19 protein-coding genes are annotated in these 24,523 nt (G+C 69.5%); 6 read left to right on the top strand and 13 right to left on the bottom strand.

What is annotated here, in order from left to right:
* Positions 1-98: 98 nt before the first annotated feature.
* From ACFVYN_RS33120 to ACFVYN_RS33100, 5 genes are all read right to left on the bottom strand, one after another.
* A complete protein-coding gene (locus ACFVYN_RS33120; RefSeq protein WP_390005431.1) occupies positions 99-1,280 on the bottom strand; it encodes an ROK family transcriptional regulator in 1,182 nt (393 codons plus the stop codon).
* 371 nt (positions 1,281-1,651) lie between these two features.
* Positions 1,652-2,329, bottom strand: coding sequence for a GntR family transcriptional regulator (locus ACFVYN_RS33115; protein WP_390005428.1), 678 nt, complete (start codon positions 2,327-2,329; stop codon positions 1,652-1,654).
* A gap of 121 nt (positions 2,330-2,450) precedes the next feature.
* The gene (locus ACFVYN_RS33110; protein ID WP_390005425.1) at positions 2,451-3,389 is read right to left on the bottom strand and encodes a beta-ketoacyl-ACP synthase III; all 939 of its coding nucleotides are present in this window, start codon (positions 3,387-3,389) and stop codon (positions 2,451-2,453) included.
* 147 nt (positions 3,390-3,536) lie between these two features.
* Positions 3,537-3,674: a hypothetical protein gene (locus ACFVYN_RS33105; protein ID WP_167364525.1), complete on the bottom strand. Its 138-nt coding sequence runs from the start codon at positions 3,672-3,674 to the stop codon at positions 3,537-3,539.
* Positions 3,640-4,974, bottom strand: coding sequence for an OFA family MFS transporter (locus ACFVYN_RS33100; protein ID WP_390005422.1), 1,335 nt, complete (start codon positions 4,972-4,974; stop codon positions 3,640-3,642). Before ACFVYN_RS33100 ends, ACFVYN_RS33105 begins: the two co-directional genes overlap by 35 nt.
* A gap of 277 nt (positions 4,975-5,251) precedes the next feature.
* Here ACFVYN_RS33100 and fdhD point away from each other — a divergent pair, with 277 nt between their 5' ends.
* A complete protein-coding gene (fdhD, locus tag ACFVYN_RS33095) occupies positions 5,252-6,103 on the top strand; it encodes a formate dehydrogenase accessory sulfurtransferase FdhD (protein ID WP_390005419.1) in 852 nt (283 codons plus the stop codon).
* Between the two features lie 28 nt (positions 6,104-6,131).
* Here the strand turns inward: fdhD and ACFVYN_RS33090 are convergent, their stop codons facing one another.
* Both ACFVYN_RS33090 and ACFVYN_RS33085 read right to left on the bottom strand, forming a co-directional pair.
* Complete coding sequence (locus ACFVYN_RS33090) at positions 6,132-6,659, bottom strand: isochorismatase family protein (RefSeq protein ID WP_390005416.1); 528 nt, start codon at positions 6,657-6,659, stop codon at positions 6,132-6,134.
* 19 nt (positions 6,660-6,678) lie between these two features.
* A complete protein-coding gene (locus ACFVYN_RS33085; protein WP_390005414.1) occupies positions 6,679-7,116 on the bottom strand; it encodes a MarR family winged helix-turn-helix transcriptional regulator in 438 nt (145 codons plus the stop codon).
* An 89-nt stretch (positions 7,117-7,205) separates the two neighbouring features.
* Here ACFVYN_RS33085 and ACFVYN_RS33080 point away from each other — a divergent pair, with 89 nt between their 5' ends.
* Complete coding sequence (locus ACFVYN_RS33080) at positions 7,206-8,123, top strand: zinc-binding alcohol dehydrogenase family protein (RefSeq protein WP_390005412.1); 918 nt, start codon at positions 7,206-7,208, stop codon at positions 8,121-8,123.
* A 101-nt stretch (positions 8,124-8,224) separates the two neighbouring features.
* A complete protein-coding gene (locus ACFVYN_RS33075; RefSeq protein WP_390005409.1) occupies positions 8,225-9,463 on the top strand; it encodes a DUF4185 domain-containing protein in 1,239 nt (412 codons plus the stop codon).
* Here the strand turns inward: ACFVYN_RS33075 and ACFVYN_RS33070 are convergent.
* Positions 9,399-10,448: a bile acid:sodium symporter family protein gene (locus tag ACFVYN_RS33070; RefSeq protein ID WP_390005407.1), complete on the bottom strand. Its 1,050-nt coding sequence runs from the start codon at positions 10,446-10,448 to the stop codon at positions 9,399-9,401. The two genes, ACFVYN_RS33075 and ACFVYN_RS33070, sit on opposite strands and share 65 nt — an antisense overlap.
* A 156-nt stretch (positions 10,449-10,604) precedes the next feature.
* Between ACFVYN_RS33070 and ACFVYN_RS33065 the strand changes: the two genes are divergently transcribed.
* Both ACFVYN_RS33065 and ACFVYN_RS33060 read left to right on the top strand, forming a co-directional pair.
* Positions 10,605-11,468, top strand: a complete 864-nt coding sequence (locus ACFVYN_RS33065; protein ID WP_390005404.1) for a LysR substrate-binding domain-containing protein — start codon at positions 10,605-10,607, stop codon at positions 11,466-11,468.
* A gap of 320 nt (positions 11,469-11,788) precedes the next feature.
* On the top strand, positions 11,789-13,615 hold the full coding sequence (locus tag ACFVYN_RS33060; protein ID WP_390005402.1) for an AMP-dependent synthetase/ligase: 1,827 nt from the start codon (positions 11,789-11,791) through the stop codon (positions 13,613-13,615).
* A gap of 18 nt (positions 13,616-13,633) precedes the next feature.
* On the opposite strand, the gene ACFVYN_RS33055 is transcribed toward ACFVYN_RS33060, so the two are convergent.
* The 5 genes from ACFVYN_RS33055 to ACFVYN_RS33035 are packed head-to-tail and all read right to left on the bottom strand — an operon-like array spanning position 13,634 to position 23,265.
* Positions 13,634-15,664, bottom strand: a complete 2,031-nt coding sequence (locus ACFVYN_RS33055) for a PQQ-dependent sugar dehydrogenase (RefSeq protein WP_390005400.1) — start codon at positions 15,662-15,664, stop codon at positions 13,634-13,636.
* Positions 15,665-15,675: 11 nt separating this feature from the next.
* The gene (locus tag ACFVYN_RS33050) at positions 15,676-17,943 is read right to left on the bottom strand and encodes an alpha-galactosidase (RefSeq protein WP_390005397.1); all 2,268 of its coding nucleotides are present in this window, start codon (positions 17,941-17,943) and stop codon (positions 15,676-15,678) included.
* Positions 17,940-21,278 (bottom strand): glycosyl hydrolase family 28 protein, encoded by a 3,339-nt coding sequence (locus ACFVYN_RS33045; protein ID WP_390005394.1) that lies wholly within the window; start codon positions 21,276-21,278, stop codon positions 17,940-17,942. The genes ACFVYN_RS33050 and ACFVYN_RS33045 overlap by 4 nt, the downstream gene beginning before the upstream one ends.
* Before the next feature lie 12 nt (positions 21,279-21,290).
* Positions 21,291-22,082 carry a Tat pathway signal sequence domain protein gene (locus ACFVYN_RS33040; protein WP_390005392.1) on the bottom strand — a complete coding sequence of 264 codons (792 nt, stop codon included), beginning with the start codon at positions 22,080-22,082 and terminating at the stop codon, positions 21,291-21,293.
* A 4-nt stretch (positions 22,083-22,086) separates the two neighbouring features.
* The gene (locus ACFVYN_RS33035) at positions 22,087-23,265 is read right to left on the bottom strand and encodes a glycoside hydrolase family 105 protein (protein WP_390005389.1); all 1,179 of its coding nucleotides are present in this window, start codon (positions 23,263-23,265) and stop codon (positions 22,087-22,089) included.
* A gap of 304 nt (positions 23,266-23,569) precedes the next feature.
* Between ACFVYN_RS33035 and ACFVYN_RS33030 the strand changes: the two genes are divergently transcribed.
* Positions 23,570-24,406 carry an aldo/keto reductase gene (locus ACFVYN_RS33030; protein ID WP_390005386.1) on the top strand — a complete coding sequence of 279 codons (837 nt, stop codon included), beginning with the start codon at positions 23,570-23,572 and terminating at the stop codon, positions 24,404-24,406.
* Positions 24,407-24,523: the final 117 nt, after the last annotated feature.

The following is a 24,523-nucleotide window of genomic DNA, read 5'->3' as shown; positions in this document are numbered from 1 at the left end:
TGCGGGCCGGTTTCAGGGCAGGGCGAAGCAGGGCGCTGTGCTGGAGGGGCCGGGCGCGGCGGGAAGAGCCGCAGCCGAAAGGGCCGTACCGGGATGGCTTACGCGGGTGAGAACAGGTGGTCGCTGATGAGCCGGGCCGCGCCGATGACTCCGGCGGTGGGGCCCAACTCCCCCAGCACGATGGGCAGGTTGCCGGTCGCCAGGGGCAGCGACTGGCGGTAGACCTGGGTGCGGATCGCGGCGAGCAGGGTGTGGCCGAGGCCGGTCACCCCGCCGCCGATCACCACCAGGCCCGGGTTGAAGAAGGAGACCAGTCCGGCGATGACCTGACCGGTCCGGTTGCCGCCCTCACGGATCAGGTCGAGGGCGGTGGGGTCGCCTGCGGCAGCGGCGGCGGCGACGTCGACCGCGGTCAGACCGCCGTTCGCCGTGTGCCGTGCGGCGAGTTCCTCGGAGCGTCCCTGCTCGACCGCCTCCACGGCGTCCCGGGCGAGGGCCGCCCCGCTGAAGTGGGCCTCCAGACAGCCCCGGTTGCCGCAGGCGCAGGGGCGGCCGTCGGGCACGGCCTGGATGTGCCCGATGTCGCCCGCGCTGCCGGTCACCCCGCGGTGGACCTCGCCGCCGGCGACGATGCCGCAGCCGATGCCGGTGCCGATCTTGACGCAGAGGAAGTCGCCCACGGAGCGTGCCACGCCCGCGTGCATCTCCCCCATCGCCATCAGGTTCACGTCGTTGTCGACCATGACCGGGCAGCCGAGTTCCTGGCTGAGCGCCTCCCGTACGGGGAAGCCGTCCCAGCCCGGCATGATCGGCGGAGCCACGGGGACGCCCTCGGGGAAGCGGACCGGACCCGGGACGCCGATGCCGGCGCCGTCGAAGCCCTCCGCGAGCCCCGACGCCCTCAACTTCGCGGCCATGGACAGGACTTGCTCGAAGACCGCGACCGGGCCCTCGCGGACGTCCATGGGCTGGTTGACATGTCCGAGGATCTCGAGTTCGGCGTTGGTGACGGCGACGTCGACCGAGGTCGCGCCGATGTCCACGCCGAGGAAACGCAGATTGGGGGCGAGCCGGATGTTGTGGGAGCGGCGCCCGCCGCGGGAGGCGGCGAGTCCGTCGGCCACGATCAGGCCCGTCTCCAGCAGCCGGTCCACCTCCACGGCCAGCTTGGACCGTGACAGGTCGACCTGATCGCCCAGTTGCGCACGGGAGTTGGGCCCTCCGTCGCGCAACAGTTTGAGCAGCCGGGCCTGATGCGCGTTCGCGGGTCGTGCCGTCATGCGTCTCACGAGCCCCTCCCCGCCTCATTCGGCCACCAGTTGCCGGGCTTTCGAGGGGAACGTAGCAGCGGCTACCGAACCTGGGAAGAAGCTGTGCACAGATTGATGCCGACTTTCTCCACTCTCAGGACAAAGGCGTGTCGGCACTCTGGCGTCCCGGCGCGCGCCCCCGCAGGATGGGCGCGAGGGAGGGGAGCGCAAGTTTCCGGTGACGGGGGTGACGGGGAATGTGGGGGCCGAACTCGTGCGGGCGCCCGAGAGATGGAGGCCGCCGGCATGCCGAAACCGTAGGTGGAGCGGGTCACGGGGCGGGCACCGCGCACCTTCGCCCGGTGGGCCCGGGACCACGCGGCGGCGTTCCGGTGAGGTGACTACGACCGCTGGCGTGCGTGATACGACGTCCGCGTGTGCTCGGTGTGTTCCCGCATCAGATCGGTGGCACGCCGCTCATCCCGGGCAGCGATCGCCGCGATCAGTTCACGGTGCTCGATCCACGACTGCCGGCCACGCTGACGGGCCACCGGCGTATAATACCACCGCACCCGACGATCCACCTGCCCCGCCAACTCCGCCAGAACCGCATTGCCCGCCAACTCCATGACCATCGCATGAAGCCGGGCATTCAAAGCGACCGCGGCGTCCACATCATCCGCCTCGACCGCCTTCTCCCCCTCAGCGCACAACGCCTCCAGCGCCGCAACACCCGCACTGCCCGCATTCGCGGCAGCCAGCCGAGCCGCCTCAGCCTCCAACAGGGTGCGTACCGTCAGGAGTTGATCCGCCTCCTCATCCGTCGGCTCATGCACGAACGCCCCCTGAGCCGGCCGCAGATCCACCCACCCCTCGGTGTTCAACCGCTGCAACGCCTCCCGCACCGGCTGCCGCGACACCCCCAAATGACCCGCCAGCTCACTCTCCACCAAATGCTGACCCGGCTGCAGAGCACGCGTCGTGATCAGCTCCAGCAACGCCTCGTACACACGGTCACGCAGCGGGCCGGGACGTTCCAGCTTCGGCACGGCTCCCTGCGGCAGTCCCGTCGACAACATCGCGGTCCCCCTCCTCGGCGGCGGACACCCCCGTACACCCCTGACTGCTTGCCTTTTGTCTACAGTCTACGGCGCACAGGAGCCAGGTAAACCGCGAGTCGGCCACGTCACATCGCGCACGTCATGGACAGCGGACGACCTGACCGGCGTAGGACAGGTTCCCGCCGAACCCGAACAGAAGCACCGGGTCGCCGGTCGAGATCTCGCCCCGCTCGACCAGCTTGGAGAACGCGAGCGGAATGCTGGCCGCCGAGGTGTTCCCGGACTCCGTGACATCGCGGGCCACGACGGCGTTGACCGCGCCGATCTTCTGCGCGAGCGGCTCGATGATCCGCAGGTTCGCCTGGTGCAGCACGACCGCGGCGAGGTCGGCGGGGGTGAGCCCGGCACGTTCGCAGGCCTGCCGGGCCAGTGCCGGGAGCTTCGTGGTCGCCCAGCGGTAGACGCTCTGCCCCTCCTGCGCGAACCGCGCCGGCTCGCCCTCGATCCGCACGGCGTGCCCCATCTCGGGCACCGATCCCCACAGCACCGGCGAGATGCCGGGCACGTCCGCCCCCTCGACGACCGCCGCGCCCGCCCCGTCGCCGACGAGCACGCAGGTGGTGCGGTCGCTCCAGTCGGTCACCGCGGACATCTTGTCGGCGCCGATCACCAGCGCCCGGGTCGCCGCACCGGCCCGGACGGTGTGGTCGGCGGTGGCCAGCGCGTGGGTGAACCCGGCGCAGACCACGTTGACGTCCATCGCGGCGGGCGAGGGGATGCCGAGCCGGGCGGCGACCCGGGCGGCCATGTTCGGGGACCGGTCGACGGCGGTCGAGGTGGCGACCAGGACCAGGTCGATGTCGGCGGGGGCGAGTCCGGCCGCGGCCAGCGCCTTGGCGGCGGCGTGCGAGGCGAGCTCGTCGACCGGCTCGTCGGGGCCGGCGATGTGGCGGGTCCGGATCCCCACCCGGGACCTGATCCACTCGTCGCTGGTGTCGACCAGGCCCGCCAGTTCCTCGTTGGTGAGTACCTTGGCGGGCTGGTAGTGGCCGACTGCGGCGATCCGCGAGCCGTTCATGGGGGGTCCCCCTCGTTGCCTTGGGTAGCCGGATCCCCCAGTCTGATCAGTGACTCACGGGTACGCGGGCACGTAAGGCCACAGGAAACGGGCGCCCGAGTTGTCGGCTTCCCTCACCCCTCGGACGCCCGGACACCTGCCGAACGGTTACTTGGTGAACAGCTGCGTCGCCTTCTGGACGAGCTCGTAGAGCCCGTAGGCGAGCGGCGCGCCCACCCACACCCAGGCCAGGGCGATCAGCGGACGCCGGTCAGGCGGACTCTGACTGCTGTCGGGCTGTGACATCGGCGGCCTCCCTCGGTGCGGGAATGTGGTGACGGGCGCTGACGGGGCGGACCAGCTCGTTGGCGACGAATCCGACGACGAGCAGCCCGATCATGATCACGAAGGACATGCCGTAGAGGGCGGAGCCGCTCTTGCCCGCGTTCTCCTGCCGGTCGGCGATCCAGTTCACGATCAGCGGTCCGAGGACACCGGCCGTGGACCAGGCGGTCAGCAGCCGGCCGTGGATCGCGCCGACCTGGTAGGCCCCGAAGAGGTCCTTCAGATAGGCGGGGACCGTCGCGAAGCCGCCGCCGTAGAAGGAGAGGATCACCAGCGCGCACAGGATGAACAGCGGCTTGGAGGAATCGCCGAACAGGGCGATGAGCCCGTACATCACCGCGCCCACGCCCAGGTACACGCGGTAGATGTTCTTCCGTCCGATCAGGTCGGACGTCGACGACCAGCCGATACGGCCCGCCATGTTGGCCGCCGACAGCAGCGCGACGAAGCCTGCCGCGGCCGACACCGAGACCGGGGTCGAGGTGCCCTTGAAGAAGTCGGTGATCATCGGGGCGGCCTTCTCCAGGATGCCGATGCCCGCGGTCACGTTCATGCAGAGCACGACCCACAGACACCAGAACTGGGGCGTGCGCACGGCGTTGCGCGCCGAGACCTGCGGCCCTTCGAAGGCGCTGGGCGCGCTCTCGACCGGCTTCTCGCTGCGCGGCACGCGCACCAGCAGGACGCCGAGGAGCATGAAGACGGCGTACGACAGCCCGTGCACGAGGAAGGCGAGCGCGATCCCGGAGCTGTCGGAGCCGAAGGACTGCAGCATCTGTGCCGACCAGGGCGAGGCGATGAGCGCGCCGCCGCCGAAGCCCATGATGGCGATGCCGGTGGCCATGCCGGGCCGGTCCGGGAACCACTTGATCAGGGTGGAGACCGGCGAGATGTAGCCGATGCCGAGGCCTATGCCGCCGACGAAGCCGTAGCCGAGGACGATCAGCCAGTACTGCTCGGTGGCCGCGCCCAGCGCGGAGAGCAGGAAGCCGGACGAGAAGCAGATCAGTGCCACCGTCATCGCCCAGCGCGGCCCGTTGCGCTCCACGAGCGTGCCGCCGAACGCGGCGGACAGGCCGAGCATCACGATGCCGAGCTGGAAGGGCAGTGCGCTCTGGGTGCCGCTGAGACCGAGCGCGGACTCGAGCGGCGGCTTGAACACGGACCAGGCGTACGCCTGCCCGATGGAGAGATGGACCGAGAGAGCGGCCGGGGGGACGAGCCAGCGGCTCCACCCCGGGGGCGCGACAGGGGGACTCATGATCCCGGACGCTAGGAACAAACGAGGTGGTTGAAAAGGCGGCACGACGACCGTATGCGATGAGCGGTATCCCGGACGCGACGAACGGTCGAACCGACCGGTTTCCAGGGGACGTTGGGCCCGCCCTCGTACTGTTGCAGACTCTGAACCTACTCCATACTGTAGACAATATATCGCAGGCGTACGGGATCGCCGGTGCAGGACAATGGGCAGCAGATACAGCAAGGGCCGGGCCGTTTCGGCTACCAGCACGTACAGAACCGGGACTGAGACACATATGGGACGAGTCACGGAACGACGCAAGGTGATCCGCATCCGCGACGGGGCGGTCTCGTCCCGGCCGGACACCCTGGTCACCGAGGAACCGCTGGAGATCCGCCTCAACGGCAAACCCCTCGCGATCACCATGCGCACTCCCGGCGACGACTTCGCCCTCGCCGCCGGCTTCCTGGTCAGCGAAGGCGTCCTCGCCCGGCAGAGCGACCTGCAGAACATCGTCTACTGCGCGGGAGCCACCGCGGACGGCTCCAACACCTACAACGTCGTCGACGTGAAGACGGCCCCCGGCGTGGCCATCCCCGACATCACCCTCGAACGCAACGTCTACACGACCTCCTCCTGCGGCCTGTGCGGCAAGGCCAGCCTGGACGCGGTGCGCACCACCACCCGCTGGCCGATCAACGACACTCCCCCGCTCCGCATCGACCCCGACCTGCTCGTGGACCTCCCCGACCGGCTCCGCGCGGCCCAGCAGGTCTTCGACCGCACCGGCGGGCTGCACGCCGCCGCCCTGTTCACCGAGGACGGCGAACTCCTCGACGTTCGGGAGGACGTCGGCCGCCACAACGCCGTCGACAAACTTGTGGGCCGCGCCCTGCAGAACGCGAACCTGCCCCTGTCCCGGGTGATCCTGCTGGTCTCCGGCCGCGCCTCCTTCGAGCTGGCGCAGAAGGCCGTCATGGCTGGCATCCCCGTGCTGGCGGCGGTGTCCGCACCGTCCTCCCTGGCCGTCGACCTCGCCACCGAGACCGGTCTGACCCTGGTCGGCTTCCTGCGCGGCCACTCCATGAACGTGTACGCGGGAGAACAACGGCTCACCCTGGAGGCCGCCACGGCCACCCGGAGCTGACCGCGGATGCCGGGGCGGGGGCGGGGGCTCAGTCCGCCGTGAAGCGCACCCGGTCCGACGTGACCACCGTGCCCAGGCGCGGGAAGTCGAGCCGTACCGAGGCCTCGTGTTCGGCGGTAGTGAAAGCGGCCATGGCGTCCTCGACGAAGACGAGGTCGTAGCCGAGGTCGCCGCCGGCACGGGCCGTGGACTCGACACCGAGATTGGTGGCGATCCCGCCGAACACCAGCGTGGAGACGCCGTGTTCACGCAGTCGCGCGTCCAGGTCGGTGCCCTGGAAGGCGCCGATGGTCCGCTTCACGATCTCGATGTCACCGTCGCGTACGAGGCCGGTGACCAGGCCGCTGCCGGGTGGCTGCTCGGCGGCACCGGGCCGCTGGACGCGCACGAGCACGACGGGAGCGCCGACCGTTCGGAACGCGGCCGCCAACTCCTCTGCGACGGCGAGGACTTCGGTGCCCTTGCGGGGTTCGAGGGGCAGGGCGACGATACGGTCCATCAGGTCGACGAGCACGAGGGCGGTGCGTGCGGGGTCGAGCGCGAGGGGTGCGGTCATGACGGAACGTTATCCGTCATCAGCCCTCGGTACCGGAGATCCGGATCAACAGGCTCATGAACTGGGCGCGTTCGGCCGTCGAGAGCGGGGACAGCAGCTCCTCGTTGGCCTTCCGGGCCGCCTTCTCGCAGCGTGTCAGCAGCCGTGCTCCCTCGCCCGTGAGGGACACCGCGTTCTTGCGGCGGTCCCGGGGGTCCGGTTCACGCAGGACGAGACCGGCGGACTGGAGGTCGTTCAGGATGCCGACCAGGTCCTTGGGATCGAGCCGCACCCCGCGGCCGAGGTCGGCCTGGGCGACGGGGGCGAGGTCGCGGACGGCGGAGAGCACCACGTGGTGCCACATCTTCAGGCCCTCGTCGGCCAGCGCCTCGGCCACCAGGGCCCGTCCGCGGGCGGCGGCACGGCCGAGGAGCCAGCTGGGGAGGTAGCGGATCGCGGGCAGGGGTGCTTCGGCCATGCGCCCAGCCTAACCACTATTCATTGGACCTCCCAACGACCACGCCCCTATCGTTGGGGGCACCAATGAATTCAGGGGAGGTCGGTGCGATGCGTCGCGTCCGGTACGAGTCCACGGGTGGCCCGCTGTTCCTGGAGGAGGCGCCCGTCCCCGAGCCGGGCCCGGGCGAGCTCCTGGTGCGCTGCGAGGCGGTCGGCGTCACCCTCCCGGTCGTCCGCAAGGTAGGTGAGGCCGCGCAGCCGGTGCCGCTCGGGGGCGAACTCGCCGGCCCTGTGGCGGCCGTCGGCGCCGGCGTCACCCGCTTCCGGCCCGGCGACCGTGTCACGGGGCTGTGCTTCGGCAACGGTTACGCCGACTTCGCGCTGCTGCACGAGGCCATGGCCTCCCCGGTCCCCGACGGGGCCTCGGCGGTCGACGCGGTCGCCCTGGTCCGCAGCGGGCTGGTCGCGCTCGGCGCGCTGGAGGCGGCGCACCCCGAGCCGGGAGAGACGGCGCTGATCACGGCGGCGGCGAGCGGGGTCGGCCACCTCGCCGTGCAGCTCGCACGGGCCCGGGGCGCGGCCAGGGTCGTGGGCGCGGTCTCCGACCCGGCCAAGGCGGCCTTCGTGCGCGCGCTCGGCGCCGACGCCACCGCCCTCTACACGGACGGCAGTTGGGGTGAACCCGTCGACTACGCCCTCGACGCGGTCGGCGGCGAGCTGCTCACCCCGGCGCTCGCCGCGCTGGCCCCGGGCGGGCGGCTGGTCGCGTACAGCTCGGGCGGCGGGACGATCGGGGCGTACGACCTTCTCGTGGGCGCCAAGTCCGTGACGGGCTTCCAGATGGCGCGGATCGCCCGTGAGCGCCCGGAGTTGTACGAGCGGTGGCGACGGGAACTGTGGCGGATGTTCGCGGACGGCACGCTTCGGCCCGTCGTGCACGGGGAGTTCGCCTTGGAGGACGCGGCGATGGCGCATGAGGTGATCGAGTCCCGGCGCAACCTCGGAAAGGTCGTACTCCGTCCGTGACAGGACACGCGCGGTACTTGTGACGCGCGAGGCGGGAACCACCGTCCGCGGACCGAAGGTCACCTTTCCTCGGCGGGCGGCAGCCGCTAACGTCGCGAACCGTGCCCGAGGACACACGATCACGACGGCGAACCGGCACCGGCGTCGGGCTACTGCTGACGCTGGTGCTCGGAGCCGTGCTGATCACGGCCCTCCCGGACGGCGACGGGCGGGACACCGGCGACTGCACACCGCTCACCGTCGGCTCCTGGTCGGCGGACGAACGGCTCACCGCCGAGTTCGCCCGCTACGGCGACGACGGCGCCCGCGGCGACGACTGGACCGGCGGCGACGGCACCCACTCGGTACGGCTGCCCGACGGACGGCTGCTGTGGCTGTTCTCCGACACCTACCTCGGCCAGGTGTACGGCCCGCCCAACCCGTTCGGGGAGTCCTACGCGTGGCGCGACGCCACCGCCCCGCTGGTGCGCAACTCTGCGGTGCTCATGCGCGGCGGCCGCCTGGAGGCCACCCTCCCGGCGCCGCTGTTCCCCGACCCCGCCCCGAACCAGTGGCGCTGGCCGGTCGCGGCCCGCGTCGAGCCCCGCTCCCCCGGCTCGGACGAACAGGTCGTGCGGGTGCTGCTGTGGGTGCGCACGGCGGGCCAGTACCCCTGGATCTACGGCGTCCCGACCGCCACCGAGGTCGCCACGCTCTCGCTGCCCGACCTGCGCGTCGAGTCGATCACGAAGGTTCTCGACGAGCAGCGGGTGAAGGACCCGTCCCGGCGGGTGCTGTTCGGGACCACGCTGGTCGAGGACGGCGAGTGGACGTACGTCTTCGGCGGCGACGACGGCCGGGCCGCGTCCCGGGCCGCGTCATCGGCGTACGTGGCCCGGGTGCCGAAGGGCGGGCTCGCCGAGCCGGGCGCCTGGGAGTACTGGGACGGCAAGGCCTGGACGACCGGTGCCCGCCCGCGCCCGGTGCTCGGGGACGGGCGGCGCACCGGGGTGGGCAGCGCCTTCTCGGTCGTACGGCAGGACGGGACGTACGTGCTGTTCACCATGGCCGCGGGGACGAAGGGGCTCGCGGCCGTGACCTCGTACTGGGCCTGTTCCCCCACCGGGCCGTGGCACGGCCCGGAGAAGGACTTCACCCCTCCCCTGCCCTCGGGCCAGGTCGCCGCCTACAACCCGCAGGCACACCTCGAACTGAGCGGCGGGGGACGGCTGGTGCTGAGCTACGACGTCAACTGGCTGGAGACGGCGGTCGCTTCGGCGGTCGCTCCGGCCCAGCTCAACCGGAACGTGTCGCTGTACCGACCGCGGTTCGTGACCCTGCGGCTGACTTCCGGCCGCTGACCTCCCCGGCCTCCTCCGCGACGGGGTCGTGCGAGCGGCGTTTGGCGATCACCGCGCAGACCATCAGCTGCATCTGGTGGAAGAGCATCAGCGGCAGCACGGCCAGCGAGGCGTGGGCGCCGAACAGGACGCTGGCCATGGGGAGTCCGGAGGCGAGGGACTTCTTGGAGCCGGCGAACTGGATGGCGATGCGGTCCTCGCGCCCGAAGCGGAGCCCCTTGGCGCCGTACCAGGTCAGGGCGAGCATCAGGGCGAGCAGGACGGCTTCCACGACCATGAGGCCGCCGAGCCTGAGCGGGCTCACCTGGTGCCAGATGCCCTGGACCATCCCCTCGCTGAACGCGGTGTAGACGACCAGCAGGATCGAGCCGCGGTCGACGAGGCCGAGGACCTTCTTGTGGCGGGTGATGAAGCCGCCGATCCAGCGGCGCAGCAACTGGCCCGCCAGGAACGGCACGAGCAGTTGGAGCACGATCTCCAGGAGCGAGTCGGCCGAGAACCCCCCGCTGCTGCCGAGCAGGGCGGCCGCGAGGAGCGGGGTGATGACGATGCCGACCAGGGAGGAGAAGGAGCCGGCGCAGATCGCGGCGGGCACGTTGCCGCGGGCGATCGAGGTGAAGGCGATCGAGGACTGGATGGTGGAGGGGACCAGGGTGAGGAAGAGCAGGCCCTGGTAGAGCGGGTCGGTCAGGAAGACCGGGACCAGTCCGCGGGCGGCGAGGCCCAGCAGCGGGAAGATCACGAACGTGCAGGCGAGGACCGTGACGTGCAGCCGCCAGTGCTTGAGGCCGTCCAGGGCCTCACGGGTGGACAGGCGGGCGCCGTACAGGAAGAAGAGGAAGGCGATCGCCGCCGTGGAGGCTCCGGAGGCCACGTCCGCGGTGGTCCCGCGTGCCGGTACGAGGGCCGCGAGGCCCACGGTGCCGAGCAGCAACAGGATGTACGGGTCGACCGGCATCCAGGCCGGCCACTTCAGGCGCTTCACGGTGCTCCACTTACTCGTGTTCGACGACGGCAGGGCCGTATGACGGGTACCTCCCCCGGGGCGGAAGGACCCCCTCCATCGTCCTCCTCCACCGCTTGATCGGGAATCCCGTATACCGCTCTGACTGTCATCACGTTCCGCGATAAGCTCCCCGGCATGTACGACCCGTCGCAGTTGCGTACGTTCCTGGCGGTGGCGCAGACCCTGAGCTTCACCCAGGCCGCCCGGCGGCTGGGGCTGCGCCAGTCGACCGTGAGCCAGCACGTACGGCGCCTGGAGGAGGCCGCGGGCCGGCAGCTGTTCACCCGGGACACCCATTCCGTGGAGCTGACGGAGGACGGCGAGGCGATGCTGGGGTTCGCGCGGCGGATCCTGGAGGTGCACGACCAGGCGACGGCGTTCTTCACGGGCACGCGGCTGCGGGGGCGGCTGCGGTTCGGGGCGTCGGAGGACTTCGTCCTCACCCGGCTGCCGGAGATCCTGGAGGGCTTCCGGTACGACCATCCCGAGGTGGACCTGGAGCTGACGGTGGAGCTGTCGGGCACCCTGCACGAGCAGCTGGCCGCCGGGAAGCTGGACCTGGTGCTGGCCAAGCGGCGGCCCGAGGACCCCCGGGGCGAGCTGGTGTGGCACGACCGGCTGGTCTGGATCGGCGCCGAGCGGCTCCGTCTGGACGCGGACCGTCCGGTGCCGCTGATCGTCTATCCGCCGCCGGGGATCACCCGGACGCTGGCCCTGGAGGCGCTGGAGCGGCAGGGGCGGGAGTGGCGGATCGTGTGCACCAGCGGGAGTCTCAACGGGCTGATCGCCGCCGCGCGGGCCGGGCTGGGGGTGATGGCGCACTCCCGGGGGCTGGTGCCGCCGGGGCTGGTGCGGGTGCCCGACCGGTCCGGGCTGCCGGAGCTGGGGCGGGTGGACTTCGTACTGGTCCACGGCCGTCGCCGGACGGCCGCGCAGGGGGCGGCCGAAGCGCTCGCCGCCGCGGTCCTGGCGGGCGGGGACCGGCTGCACCGGCAGTGAGGCCCCCGACCCAGGTGACGAAATCCGGGCGGACGGCGCTGAGGCAAGAGAGGACGGCACCTCGCGGGCAACCGCTTCACCAAGGCCGCGAGCCGTAACCAGGACGTACAGATTCAGTGGAGATTGCGGGTCCGGAAACGTGCTCGGCCGTCAGTTTTCTGTCCGACCCTTCCCCATGTGAGGGTATTTTCCGGTACTGACCAGGCCATACATGAGCATCGCTCGGCTTCGGCCCCTCTCCCGCCGGATGTCGGGGTGGGGTAGCTTTCACGGCGCTGTGCGGAGCTTCACAGGGCGCCAGGGAGAGCGGGGAGCGGGGTTTGCGCGAGTTCACCAACCCTCCGTTGGCGTTGGCACCCCCGGTGGGCGGACTGGCCGACGTCGTCTTCGAGCATGCCCAGAACGACCCCGCGCACATCGCCCTCGGCCGCAAGGACGAGAAGGGACAGTGGCGGGACGTGACGTCCGCGGAGTTCCGCGACGAGGTCCTGGCCCTCGCCAAGGGACTGCTCGCCCAGGGCATCCGCTTCGGTGACCGGGTCGCGATCATGTCCCGTACCCGCTACGAGTGGACGCTGTTCGACTTCGCCCTGTGGACGATCGGCGCGCAGGTGGTGCCGGTCTACCCGACCTCCTCCGCCGAGCAGTGCTTCTGGGCGCTGTACGACTCCGAGTGCACGGCCGCGATCGTGGAGCACGAGGACCACGCGATGACGATCGCCACCGTCATCGACCGGCTGCCGCGGCTGCACCGGCTGTGGCAGCTGGACTCCGGCGCGGTGCGGGAGCTGTACGACGCGGGCGCCGCCATCGAGGACGAGGTGGTGCACCGCCACCGGCAGGCCGTGACCCCGGACTCGGTCGCGACGATCATCTACACCTCGGGCACCACCGGCCGCCCCAAGGGCTGTGTGATCACCCACGGCAACTTCATGTACGAGGCGGACACCGTCATCGAGCGCTGGGAGCCGGTGTTCCACTCCAAGAAGGGCGACGAGGCGGCGACCCTGCTGTTCCTGCCGCTCGCGCACGTCTTCGGGCGGATGGTGCAGGTCGCCGCGATCCGTGGCCGGGTCCGCTTCGGCCACCAGCCGCAGATGAACGCGGCGGCCCTGCTGCCCGACCTCGCCGCGTTCAAGCCGACGTTCTTCCTCGGGGTGCCGTACATCTTCGAGAAGGTCTTCAACGCCTCCCGCCGCAAGGCCGAGAAGGAGGGCAAGGCCGGCCCGTTCGAGAAGGCCGTCGACGTGGCGGTGAAGTACGCGGAAGCCATGGAGGCCAAGGCCTGGGACATCGGGCCCGGCCCGTCGGCGGGCCTGCGGATGCAGCACCAGCTCTTCGACAAGCTCGTCTACTCCAAGATGCGGGCGGCCATGGGCGGCCGCATCAAGCAGGCCATGACCGGCGGTTCGGCCATGGACCGCAAGCTGGGACTCTTCTTCGCCGGCGCGGGCGTGCACATCTACGAGGGGTACGGCCTCACCGAGACGACCGCGGCGGCGACCGCCAACCCGCCCGAGCGCACCCGCTACGGCACGGTCGGCCAGCCCATCCCCGGCATGACCGTGCACATCGCGGACGACGGCGAGATCTGGCTGTACGGCCCCAACGTCTTCCACGGCTACCTCAACAACGAGAAGGCCACCGACGAGTCCCTGCACGACGGCTGGCTGGCCACCGGGGACCTCGGCTCCCTCGACCAGGACGGCTATCTCACCATCACCGGCCGCAAGAAGGAGATCCTCGTCACCTCCGGCGGCAAGAGCGTCTCCCCCGGCGTGCTGGAGGAGCGGGTGCGCGACCACCCCTTGGTCTCGCAGTGCATCGTCGTGGGCAACGACCGCCCCTACATCGCCGCCCTGGTCACCCTCGACCAGGAGGCCGTCGAGCACTGGCTGGGGATGCGCGACAAGCCCCGGATGTCCCCCGCCGAGCTGGTGCGCGACGCCGACCTGGAGACCGAGGTGCGGCGCGCGGTGGTCGCCGCCAACACCCTGGTCTCGCAGGCCGAGTCGATCCGCACGTTCCGTATCCTCGCCCAGCCCTTCACCGAGGAGCACGGACTGCTGACGCCGTCACTGAAGCTGAAGCGCAAGGCGATCGAGACGGCGTACGCGGGCGAGGTCGACGCCCTGTACCGGGCCTGACACCCGTGTCACGGCCTGTCAGCTGATCGTCACGCGGAAGATCTTGTCCGATCCGTCCGCCGCTCCTCCGTTGTTGTCGCAGTTGGTGGTCGACAGCCACAGCTGGTCGGCGCCCGGGACCTTGGTGACCGTGCGCAGCCGGCCGTAGGTTCCCACGTAGTACGCCGTCGGCGTGCCGACGCTCTCGTTGTCGCCGTTGATCGGGATCCGCCACAGCCGCTCACCGCGCAGGGAGGCCATGTAGACGACGTTGCGCACGATCGCGATGCCGCTCGGGGAGGCCTCCGAGACGTTCCAGGTGGCCTTCGGGTTGGTCATCCCCGCGGTGGAGCAGGTGCCCTCGCAGACCGGCCAGCCGTAGTTGGCGCCGGGCTTGATCAGGTTCAGTTCGTCCTTGGAGCTGTTGCCGAACTCCGCTTCCCACAGACGGCCGTTGCGGTCGAAGGCGAGGCCCTGCGGGTTGCGGTGGCCGAGGGAGTACACGTAGTTCCCGAAGGGGTTGCCGGGGGCCGGTTTCCCGTCCGTCGTCATGCGCAGGATCTTGCCGTTGAGGGAGCTCTTGTCCTGCGCCAGGTCGGGTGTCTGGGCCTCCCCGGTGGAGACGTAGAGGTAGCCGTCGGGGCCGAAGGCGAGGCGCCCGCCGTTGTGGTAGCGGTTCTTCTTGATGCCCTGCAGAAGGACCGTGTAGTCGCTCAGTGTGGTCCCGTCGTACGTCATGCGGACCACGCGGTTGCCCTCGGACGCGGTGTGCATGAAGTAGACGTGGTGGTTGGTCTCCCACTTCGGGTCGACGGCGACGCCGAGCAGTCCGCCCTCGCCGTTGGTAGTGACGGCGTTCGGGACGGTGCCGACCTGTGTCTTCGTGCCGTCCTTGGTGACCTTCCAGACCCGGAAGTCGTCGCGCTCGGTGACCAGCGCGCTCTTGCCGTCGGGCAGCCAGAAGACGCCCCAGGGGATGGTCCAGCCGGAGGAGAGGCCGGCGACGGAGGAGGGGACGCCGCCGTCGGTGGCACAGGCCTTGGTGGTGAAGGTGACCGTGTTGCTCGACGGGCTGACGTTGCCGGCCGCGTCACGGGCGACGACGTTCAGGCTGTACGGGCTGTTGCAGGCGAGCCCGGTCAGCGTGGTCGAGGTACCGGCGGTGACGGACGTGTAGACGGTGGTGTCACTGCGCACGTCGTAGCCGACGACCGCCCGGTTGTCGGTGGAGGCGCCCCAGCTCAGTGCGGCGCTGTTCGCCGTGACGTCCGCCGCGGACAGGGTGCCGGGTCTCGTCGGCGCGGTGGTGTCGGAGCTGGGCTTCGTGGTGCAGTCGACGACGGGGCTCGCCGGGGAGGTGTTGCCGGCCGCGTCACGGGCGATGACGGTGAGGTTGTAGGTGGTGCCGGGGGTGAGGCCGGTGAGTGCCTTGCCGGTCGAACCGCCGGGCGCCTCACCGATCTTGTTGCCGTGCTCGTAGAGGTCGTACGCCGTCACGCCCACGTTGTCGGTGGAGGCGCCCCAGGCCAAGGTGAGCCCGTCCTCGCCGATGTCGGAGCAACTGGGCTGCCCGGGACGGCTCGGGGCCTGGGAGTCGGTGGCCGCGCCGAGGCCGATGCGGTCGAGGTTGGGGCCTCCGGCGGCGGTGGTGGCGGTCGCGCGGATCTTGCCGGAGCCCGCGGTGAGCGGGACGTCGACGGTTTTGGTGGCCCAGGTGTTCCAGTCGGCGGTGGCCGGGAAGGAGACGGCCGACGCCACGACCGTGCCGTTCACGGAGATGTCGATGGGGCGGTCGGTCGCGGTCCCGTTGGCGTAGCGGAAGGTGACGGCCGAGGAGCCCGAGGAGGCGGCACTGACGGTGAACTCCACATAGGAGCCCTTGACGTTGGTGTAGTCGACGAAGCCGGTGCCCGTGTAGCCGGTGTGGTTGGTGGCCACCGTGCCCTGTACGACGGTCGCGTCCTCCGCCTGGTAGTCGGTGGCCGCGAGCGCGGTGGCCTGGCTCAGGCCGGTGAGGGGCAGGGCGAGGGCCGCGGCGAGGCCGTAGGGCAGAACTCTCTTGATTTTCACGGATGTTCCCTTCAGCCCGTGTACTGGGTGAAGACCTTGAGGTAGTCGTACGGCTGCTGCGTCACACCGCTGCAGGAGTCGCCGTCGGTGCCCGAGCCGCAGGGGCGGTCGCGGTTGACGGACCAGTAGGTGAGGCGCCCGATGTGGTGCTGCTGGGCGTAGGCGAGCATGGTCTTGAAGTCGGCGACCCTCACGCGCTCACCGGAGTCGTCCGTCGTGCCGTTCATCGACGACAGCCCGATGTGGGCGTAGGCGGTGGCGTCGCTGTAGCCGTACGCCGACTTGACCCGGGCCTTGAGGCCCTCCATGGCCTGCGTGGTCAGGGCTCCCATGTTCGTGGTGCCGCCGCCGAAGTCGAACGGCATGATGCACCACACGTCGTTCGCCAGACCGGAGTTCGCGGCCCGCTTGATCATGTCGACGCCGGTGGAGTCGGGACCGCTGGTGGTGGTGCCGAAGGTGATGACGGTCTTCAGGCCGGGGTTGTCGGCCTTCACCGTCTTCAGCGCGTCGACCACGCGCTGCCGCACCGTCGCGTTCGACCACTCGGTGTTCTCGATGTCGATGTCGAGGGCCTTCAGCTTGTAGGCGTTGATCACCTTCTGGTAGGCGCCGGCGAGCGCCGAGGCGCTGGAGCACTTCTCGCCGAGCTTGTTCCCGCTCCAGCCGCCGACGGAGACCATGACGTCGCCGCCGGCGGATCTGATCGCGTCGATTCTCGACTGGTCGGTGCCGCCGGTCAGCGGGCGCGAGCCGTCCCACTTCGGGGTGCAGCCGCCGTCGGAGAGGATGAACGCGAGGGTGAACCACTTGACGCCCGTCGCCGACATCACCGAGGTGGGGTTCTGCGGGTTGCCCCAGCCGAGGTACTCGTAGGGGGCGACGGCCATGCCCGGTGAAGCGGCCGCGCTCTTGAGGGAGTTGACCGGCTTCACGCGGATCAGCCGGGTCTCGCCGGGACGCAGGGTCGCGCTGTAGGAGTCGGCGATCGCACCCTTGTGGGAGCCGGACCACAGGTCGGTGACGTCTCCGGAGCCGGTGAAGCCGATCTGGGACCAGTTCACGGCGACCGTCGCGTTGCCGGAGGTACCGGTGTTGAACAGGGCCACCACGTAGTGGCCGTCGCTCTCCTTCTTGCTCCAGACCTGCTTGACCCCGCTGTTCACGATCCGCTTGGCGGCGACCCCGTCCTGGTCGACCCCGATCAGCCGGTCGTTGGTCAGCATCGCCTTGTCGACCGGGTCGAGATCGGTCAGGTCGGTGCCGAGCAGGAGCGGCGAGGCGGCCATCGCCCAGAGGGTGAAGTGGGACCGGCGCTGGTCGGCGGTCAGGCCTGCCCGGTCGCCGTTGCCGACCTCCAGGGAGTCGAGGTCGTTCCAGCCGCCAGGACCGGCGTGCGGCTGCCAGGAGGCCGCGGTGTTGAAGCGGGAGGAGACGTGCGACCAGTCGGTGAGCGGATAGCCGCTGCCGTTGGCGCCGGGACCGCAGTAGCACTCCACGTCGCCCTGGGTGCGCCAGCTGTTCGCCAGCTTCTTCCAGGTGGCGGCGTCCGCGATCGGAAGGTTGTTGGACAGCGCGAAGTTGACGGGCCGTCCGGTGGCGCGCAGCGCCTTGTCCCAGGCCTGGACGTCGGGGACGTCCAGGCTGCCCACTCCGTCGATCTTGAGGTAGTCGACTCCCCAGGAGGCGAACTGCCGCGCCCAGGAGTTCACGAACTCCTGCGCGCCGGGCTTCCCGTAGTCGATGTAGTACATGTTCTTGCAGTTGTAGTTCTTCTCCGTCTTCGAGGTGTCCGCGATGTCCTTCGCGTGGTACGAGGTCCCCTCGATCGGCGTGTTCTTGGTGACGGCGTTCTTGGCGATGCCGGGCGTCACGTAGAAGCCGAACTTCAGGCCCTTGGAGTGGATGTAGTCGGCCAACGCCTTGATGCCGGACGGGAACTTGGCGGTGTCGACGGCCCAGCGGCCGTAGGAGTCGACGACGAAGCCGTTGTCGTCGCACTTCTGCCAGAAGTCGTCGAGGTTGATGTAGACGAATCCGTGGTTCTTCAGCCCGCTGGAGACGAGCGCGTCGGCCTGGGCCTTGATCTTCGCCTCGGTCGGCGAGCGGCGGACGAAACTCCAGCTGCTCCAACCCATCGCGGGCCGGACGGACTGGCCGTTGTCGGAGGCGGCGGCCGGGTGGGCGCCCGCCAGCAGCGGGACGGCCGAGGCGATCAGCAGCCCGACCAGGGCCACGATCAGTGATCTGACACGGGTGACACGGGTGATGCCTGTCATGACTGTCCCCTCTTCGCGGGAGTCGCGTACGAGGTGCCGATCCACGCCTCGTCGATCCGCAGGCGCTGGTAGCGGGTCGTGTCGGTGGAGGCGGCCCAGGTGGAGTCGATCTCGAGGCGGACGTACCGGGCGTTGGCGGCGGTCAGGTCGATGCCCTGGATGCCGCGGCGGCTCGGCAGCTGACCGGTCTTCACCGGGTTGCCCCAGGTCGAGCCGTCGGCGCTCAGGTAGACCTTGTAGTCCTTGATCCGCGCCGACTGCTCGGTGTCCGAGCGGGCGTAGGCGACGGAGTCCTCGCGCTGGTTGAGCCCGAGGTACTGGACCTTCTTCGCGCTGCCGAGGTCGAAGGTGAGGCTGACGGGCAGGGTCTTGTTGCTGTCCCAGTAGGTGCGGTAGTCACCGTCTCCGGCGGCCGAGCCCGCGTGGCCGCTCGCCGAGGCGCTCGCGCTCACCTTGACGCCGGTGAGGATGCCCTGGCGGCCGGCCGTGGTGACCTTGAACACCGTGTCGTACGGGTCCCAGGCACCGAGACCGGTCAGGGTGAGTACACCACCCGACTGCGACCACGAAACCGCCGCGCCAGTACGGAGGTTGGTGACCGACGCGATGCGGTAGCCGTTGTCGCGGATGCGCAGGGTGCCGGTGCTGGGCGGGGTCAGGACGTGGATGTACTGGCGGTCGGGGTCGGTCTTGCTGATCGTGGTCACGCCGTGCGCGCCGTCGTTCCAGAAACCGGGTTTGAGGCCGCCGTACATGTAGCCCCCGCCCTCGGTTCCGTGCAGTGACTCCCAGATGGGGCCGAGGTAGGAGTTCGCGAAGGTGTTGAAGGCGGCCTGGTTCGCCGGGAACGTGCCGTTGACCTGGGCGGTCTCGGCCATCAGCGCCTTCACTGACGAGCCGGTGTTAGTGACGAGGCGGCCGATGGTGAGCATCTTGTCGACCGACGGGTCGGAGCCGTCGTACCACCAGGCGCCGGTGGAGGGCAGCTTGAAGTCGGCTTCGGTGAGGCGGGGTTGGGGCGTGTAGACCGCCTGCGGGTAGTCGTACCCGGGCGTCATCCCCGTCTTCTGCTCATTGCTGATCATGTCCATGATCGGCGTGTCTTCGTTGTTGTTGCTGAGCGTGTAGTTCGGGCGCTTCTCGTAGATCTGCTGGTAGAGGTCGTGGCTCTCCCAGTAGGCGTTGTCGTTGTCGATCCAGAAGCCGCCGAGGTCGGGGTAGCGGTTCATGACCTCGAAGAAGTTGTCGTAACTGAACTGTCCGAAGCCGTCGTTGGTGGTCAGGTCGACGTTCTTGCCCTTGTAGGCGGAGTAGGCGGCCGAGTCGAGCCACTCGTGGCCGCCCTCGGCGTGCCACTGAGGGTCGTCGGTCATGTAGAGGATGACCTTCAGGCCCTTGGCCTTCGCGGCGGTGATCAGTTCACCCAGGAAGTCCCGCTTGGTGGAGCAGGAGCCGGGGATCTTCGACGGCCAGGCGCGGGCGTAACCGAGGCGGCTGTGGAAGGAGGCGAGGACGAGGTACTGCGTGTGCAGCTTCTGGGCCTCCTTCACCCAGTAGTCGGCGTTCCAGCCGCCGTTCGTGACGTCGTCCTCCCAGGCGGTGCAGCTGGTGTGGGCGGGCGCGGTGCGCAGGCCCCAGTGCAGGAAGAGGCCGCCGACGGAGGCGCGAAGGAAGTCCTGGCGGGGGTTGTCCAGGTCGAGGGGCTTGACCGCCGTACGGTCGGGGGGCCTGACCGCCGTACCGCAGTCCTGGCTTCCCGAGACGCGCAGGGCACCACCGGACGTGCTGTGGCTGTCTGCGAGGCAGGCGCCGGTGACGTCCTGAAAGCCCACGTCGAACGGGGAGTTGTTGCCCTTCTGTGCGGTGAACCGGGTGAGCCGGACGCCGTCGGCCGCGTTGGCGATGAACGCGGGCCGGCCGTCGTTCGAGGCGAACTTCACCGAGCTGTCGGTGAACTGGACGCCGTCGGCCGCGTTGGCGATGAACGCGGGCCGGCCGTCGTTCGAGGCGAACTTCACCGAGCTGTCGGTGAACTGGACGTTGTCGGCGTTGTGCAGGTACCAGCCGTAGGCGGGCCGGGTGCCGATGGTCTTGGGGTTGTAGTCGGTCGAGTCGTTGCTCGGCACGCCCGTGGACATGGTGCCGTTGCCGCCGGGGACCGTGATGTCGACGTCGGCGAACGTCACGCCGTTGATGCGGTGGCCGGACTCGCCCCACAGGGTCGGGCTGAAGGAGGGGCTGTTGCCGGTCGCCGTGACGTGGTCGTAGGTGACGTCGCTGATCGATCCGACCCCGGGGCTGTTGCCGCACCGCTTCCGGGTGCCGATCTTCTGCATGATCGGCGAGTGGACGTTCGTCATTGTGATGTCGCGGTAGTGGACGTCGGAGATCTTCGAGCCGTCCATCGAGACCATGCCGAGGCCGGACTTGTCGGCGCCGTCGATACGGATGTTCTCGAACCGGTAGTCCGAGAAGTCGCCGCAGGTCTCCGAGCCGAACATGAGGGCGTTGCAGCAACGGGCGGACAGGAAGCTGTCGTTGACGCGGACATGGCCGTTGGGGAGCTTGGCGCCTAGGGCGTAGTCGCTCTTGAAGACCAGGGCGTCGTCGTTGGCCCTGATGTTCGCGTTCGTCACCGTGACGTTCGTCGTGGAGATGATGTTCCAGCCGTCGCGGTCACTCGCGGTGTCGATGGTCAGGTGGTCCGACGTCACGTTCTTGCAGCCGTTGACGAGCGCCGCGAAGTGGCCGCCGCGGCGGAGGGTGAGGCCGCCGCCGATCGTGAGTCCGTCGCACCGGGTCAGCGAGATGGTCTTGTCGGCCTCGCCGGACTTCGGGTTGCCGGTGATCAGGTTGCCCAGGCCGTCGATGACTCCCTGGCCGACGAAGCCGATGTCGGTCAGCCTGTCGCCGTAGATCATCGCGTCGCGGAAGTGGCTGTGCCCGTAGTCCTGGTAGTCGTCGTACGGGTTGGACTCGGCCTTGTCGTAGGTGTCGGCGCTGGAGCCCTGGAGGGTGGCGCCCTTGTCGAGCCGGAGCGTCACATGGCTCTTCATGTGGAGGGTGTTCTTGGATTTGTAGTCACCGGGCGGGAAGCGGACGACTCCGCCGCCCGAACCCGAACTCGCCGCGCTGATCGCCTTGTCGATGGCCGGGCTGTCGTTGGCGGAGCCGTCTCCCTCGGCGCCGTAGTCGCGTACGTCGAGGACGGTGGCGGCTCGGGGTGACTCCTGCGGGGTGGCCGGGGCCGCCGGGTGGCTGAGTCCGAGGACGACGGCGACGACGAAGAGGACGATCGCCGCCGCTCGGGAGCGTGGGGCAGTGGGGGGTTTCAAGATGACGGCTCCTCAGACCAGTTGGTAGCCGCGGAGGTTGCTGAGCAGCAGGTAGGTGTTATGCAGGGAGCCGGAGGTGTCGCCGAGGGAGCGGTAGATGCCCCACTTCGGGCGGACCCGGTCGGCCAGGAAGGTGTCGACGCCGGTCTTCGACGCGTCGATGACGGTCGAGCCACCGGACGTGAGGATCCAGCGGACCGAACCCGCCGAGCCGTCGCCGACCTTGATCTGGAAGTCGACGTCGGTCCACTTGTCGTGCAGCGGGTCCAGGTCGGTGCGGCCGACGAGGATGTCGTCGACGGCGAGTTTCAGCTCGATGGTCTGCTTGCCGTTCACCCGGCGCAGGGACTGCACGACGATCGGCGAGGTGCCGTTGCCGGGCTGCTTCATCTGCATGATGTGGGTGAAGGTGGTGGTCGCCTTCAGGGAGCTCGGGATGTACATCGAGTAGGTGACCCGCCAGATCTGGCCCTTCGTCCACTTCAGGTAGTTGCTTCCGCTGCCGTTGCGCAGCCCGGTGACCTCCTGGCGCTGGCGGTCGGTCGAGGTGTCGCGGTCGACGGTGTGCATGTCGAAGCGCCAGTTGTCGCCGGTGGTGTAGATGTGCGGCTGTCCGGCGGGGTGCGAGTCGGCGCGGTCGTCCTCGACCGTCTCGAAGGCGCCGAGGCCGTCGCCGCTCGCGGAGGGGGCCCACTTCTGCTGCCAGGAGGCGGCGTGGGCGGTGGTCGCCGCCGGCAGTCCGACCGCGGCCGCCGTGGCACCGCCGAGCGCGGCGCCCAGCAACGACCTTCTGGATGTGTTCATGACACTAATCACCTCGCAGTTGTTCGTTCATGATCAAGAAGGCGCCCAGGCCGTGGAAGTCATTGGTGGCCCGGTCGCGGGCGATGTAGTACGCGTAGTCGCCGACGTTGGTACCGACGGAGATGTCGGCGAGGTTCGTGCGCCCGTCGGAGCCGATCGAGAGCTTGGCGAGCACGCCCTGGTAGCCGCGGTGTGCGACGGCCTTGAAATGCTGGTCCAGGTATCCCTGCTGGGCGCCGCGCGAGAGGGCGTAGGTGAACATGCTGGAGCAGGACGTCTCGGTCCAGTTGTCGCCGCGGGCGCTCTTGTCGATCACCTGGAACCAGCGGCCGGTCGCCGGGTCCTGGTACTTCTCCAGGCCGGCCGCCAGCTTGCGGAAGACGCCGAGCAGTTGGGCCCGGCGCGGGTGGTTCTGCGAAATGCCGTCCAGCACGCCGACGATCGCCATGGAGTACCAGCCGACCGCACGGCACCAGTGCTCGGGGGCGAGCCCGGTGCGCGGGTCGGCCCAGCCGGCGCTCTTCGACTCGTCGTAGGCGTGCTCGAGCAGTCCGTTCGCGACCTGGAGGTGGCTTCCGTAGACGGCGAGCTGTTTCGCGGCCTCGTCGTCGGTGGACGAGCTGTCGCCGAACTCCTCTCCGTACTCGACGAGGAACGGGTTCACCATGTAGGCGCCGTCCGCCCAGAGCTGGTGGGCGCGGCTCGCGGTGTCGGCGTGCCAGAAGCCGCCGTCGCTCGTACGGGGATAGGCGGCCAGACGGTCGACGATCTTCTTCGCCGCCTTGCGGTAGCGGTCCTGGCCCGTCTCGTGGTGCAGGATCACCAGGAGCCGGCCGGCCTGCATGCTGTCCAGGCTGTTGAAGGACTGGCCGATCGAGCCGTCGCTCTTCACGAAGCGGTCGACGTAGTCCTTGATGTAGGCCAGGTAGCGGGTGTCATGGGTACGCTCGTACGCGAGGTACTGGCCGTAGAGGTAGAGGCCGACCGGGTAGGACCAGCCACCGATACTGCTCGGGGTGTAGCGGGCCATGGTCGAATCGACCATGGCCACGGACCAGTCCCGGTCCGCGGACGGGCCGATCGGGGAGCCGGCGGGCGGGGGTGCGGCGGCCGGCAGGGTGACCAGGGTCGCGGCGGCCAGCGCAAGGGTCGTTGCAGCCGTGCGAAGACGACGGCGTCTCATGTTCCTCCCTCTCCGTGAGCCAGGAGACACAGACACGGAAACATCGGATGAAAGCCATGGGGAGATTCACATCCATGAACTGAGTTCAGGATTCCGCCCTTTGGCGCGATCCAGAGTCGCGGCAGGACCGTCGACGGTCAATGGTCTGTACCGAAGAGGTCGGATGCATTTCCGGCCAATTTCAGCCATCGCCCACTGACTGGCGGGTCAGTTCGGACGGATTCTATGGTCAGGAATGCATCACGGCTCGTGATCGTTGACGATAGGAGTGCCATCTGACGACAACCGTAAGGATCGAGAGCTCGTGAGCAGCAAGGTCCCCCCGATCACCCTCAACAACGGCGTCGAGATGCCCCAGCTGGGTTTCGGCGTCTGGCAGGTTCCGGACGACGAGGCCGAGCGCGCCGTCGCCACGGCGCTCGAGGCCGGGTACCGCAGCATCGACACAGCGGCGATCTACGGCAATGAAGAGGGCACCGGAAAGGCGATCGCCTCCTCCGGAGTGGCCCGCGAGGACCTCTTCGTCACCACCAAGCTCTGGAACAGCGACCAGGGTTACGACGCGACCCTGCGCGCCTTCGACACCTCGCTGGACAAGCTCGGCCTGGACTACGTGGACCTGTACCTGATCCACTGGCCCACGCCGGCCCGCGACCTGTACGTCGACACCTACAAGGCGTTCGAGAAGCTGCACGCGGACGGCCGGATCCGGGCCATCGGTGTCTCCAACTTCGAACCCGACCACCTGGAGCGGCTGATCGCCGAGACGTCCGTCGTCCCGGCCGTCGACCAGATCGAGCTGCACCCGCACCTGCAGCAGCGCGCGGCCCGCGAGTACCACGCGGAGCAGGGCATCGCCACCGAGGCCTGGTCGCCGCTCGGCTCCGGCAAGGGCCTCCTGGAGGTCCCGGCCGTCGTGGCCATCGCCCGCAAGCACGACCGCACCCCGGCCCAGATCGTGCTGCGCTGGCACCTCCAGCTCGGCAATGTCGTGATCCCGAAGTCCGTGACACCGTCCCGGATCAAGGAGAACATCGAGGTCTTCGACTTCAGCCTGGACACCGAGGACCTGGCGGCGATCAGCGCGCTCGACGAGGACCGGCGCCTGGGCCCGGACCCGTCGACGTTCAACGCCGCCTGACAACACAGCGGTTCGGCCGGCGGTGGGCCCCCCGGTCGGCGGGGGCCCGCCGCGGGCCTCGAGCGGCCCGCCGGCCAGCGTCAGCAGGGCCGGCGCGCCAGGGGGGGCCGGCGCTCG

Origin of the sequence: Streptomyces sp. NPDC058307 (assembly GCF_042880295.1) — a bacterium.
Lineage (GTDB): Bacteria > Actinomycetota > Actinomycetes > Streptomycetales > Streptomycetaceae > Streptomyces.
The sequence above is the reverse complement of the archived record's forward strand: the minus strand, read 5'-3'. Positions and strand labels throughout refer to the sequence as shown.

Excerpts from the sequence above, each read along its gene's own strand:
- ACFVYN_RS33100 (WP_390005422.1), bottom strand. The coding sequence starts at position 4,974 with ATGAGTCCCCCTGTCGCGCCCCCGGGGTGGAGCCGCTGGCTCGTCCCC.
- fdhD (WP_390005419.1), top strand. The coding sequence starts at position 5,252 with ATGGGACGAGTCACGGAACGACGCAAGGTGATCCGCATCCGCGACGGG.
- ACFVYN_RS33065 (WP_390005404.1), top strand. The coding sequence starts at position 10,605 with ATGTACGACCCGTCGCAGTTGCGTACGTTCCTGGCGGTGGCGCAGACC.
- ACFVYN_RS33120 (WP_390005431.1), bottom strand. The coding sequence starts at position 1,280 with ATGACGGCACGACCCGCGAACGCGCATCAGGCCCGGCTGCTCAAACTG.
- ACFVYN_RS33050 (WP_390005397.1), bottom strand. The coding sequence starts at position 17,943 with ATGACAGGCATCACCCGTGTCACCCGTGTCAGATCACTGATCGTGGCC.
- ACFVYN_RS33115 (WP_390005428.1), bottom strand. The coding sequence starts at position 2,329 with ATGTTGTCGACGGGACTGCCGCAGGGAGCCGTGCCGAAGCTGGAACGT.
- ACFVYN_RS33085 (WP_390005414.1), bottom strand. The coding sequence starts at position 7,116 with ATGGCCGAAGCACCCCTGCCCGCGATCCGCTACCTCCCCAGCTGGCTC.
- ACFVYN_RS33080 (WP_390005412.1), top strand. The coding sequence starts at position 7,206 with ATGCGTCGCGTCCGGTACGAGTCCACGGGTGGCCCGCTGTTCCTGGAG.
- ACFVYN_RS33090 (WP_390005416.1), bottom strand. The coding sequence starts at position 6,659 with ATGACCGCACCCCTCGCGCTCGACCCCGCACGCACCGCCCTCGTGCTC.
- ACFVYN_RS33105 (WP_167364525.1), bottom strand. The coding sequence starts at position 3,674 with ATGTCACAGCCCGACAGCAGTCAGAGTCCGCCTGACCGGCGTCCGCTG.
- ACFVYN_RS33040 (WP_390005392.1), bottom strand. The coding sequence starts at position 22,082 with ATGAACACATCCAGAAGGTCGTTGCTGGGCGCCGCGCTCGGCGGTGCC.
- ACFVYN_RS33035 (WP_390005389.1), bottom strand. The coding sequence starts at position 23,265 with ATGAGACGCCGTCGTCTTCGCACGGCTGCAACGACCCTTGCGCTGGCC.
- ACFVYN_RS33110 (WP_390005425.1), bottom strand. The coding sequence starts at position 3,389 with ATGAACGGCTCGCGGATCGCCGCAGTCGGCCACTACCAGCCCGCCAAG.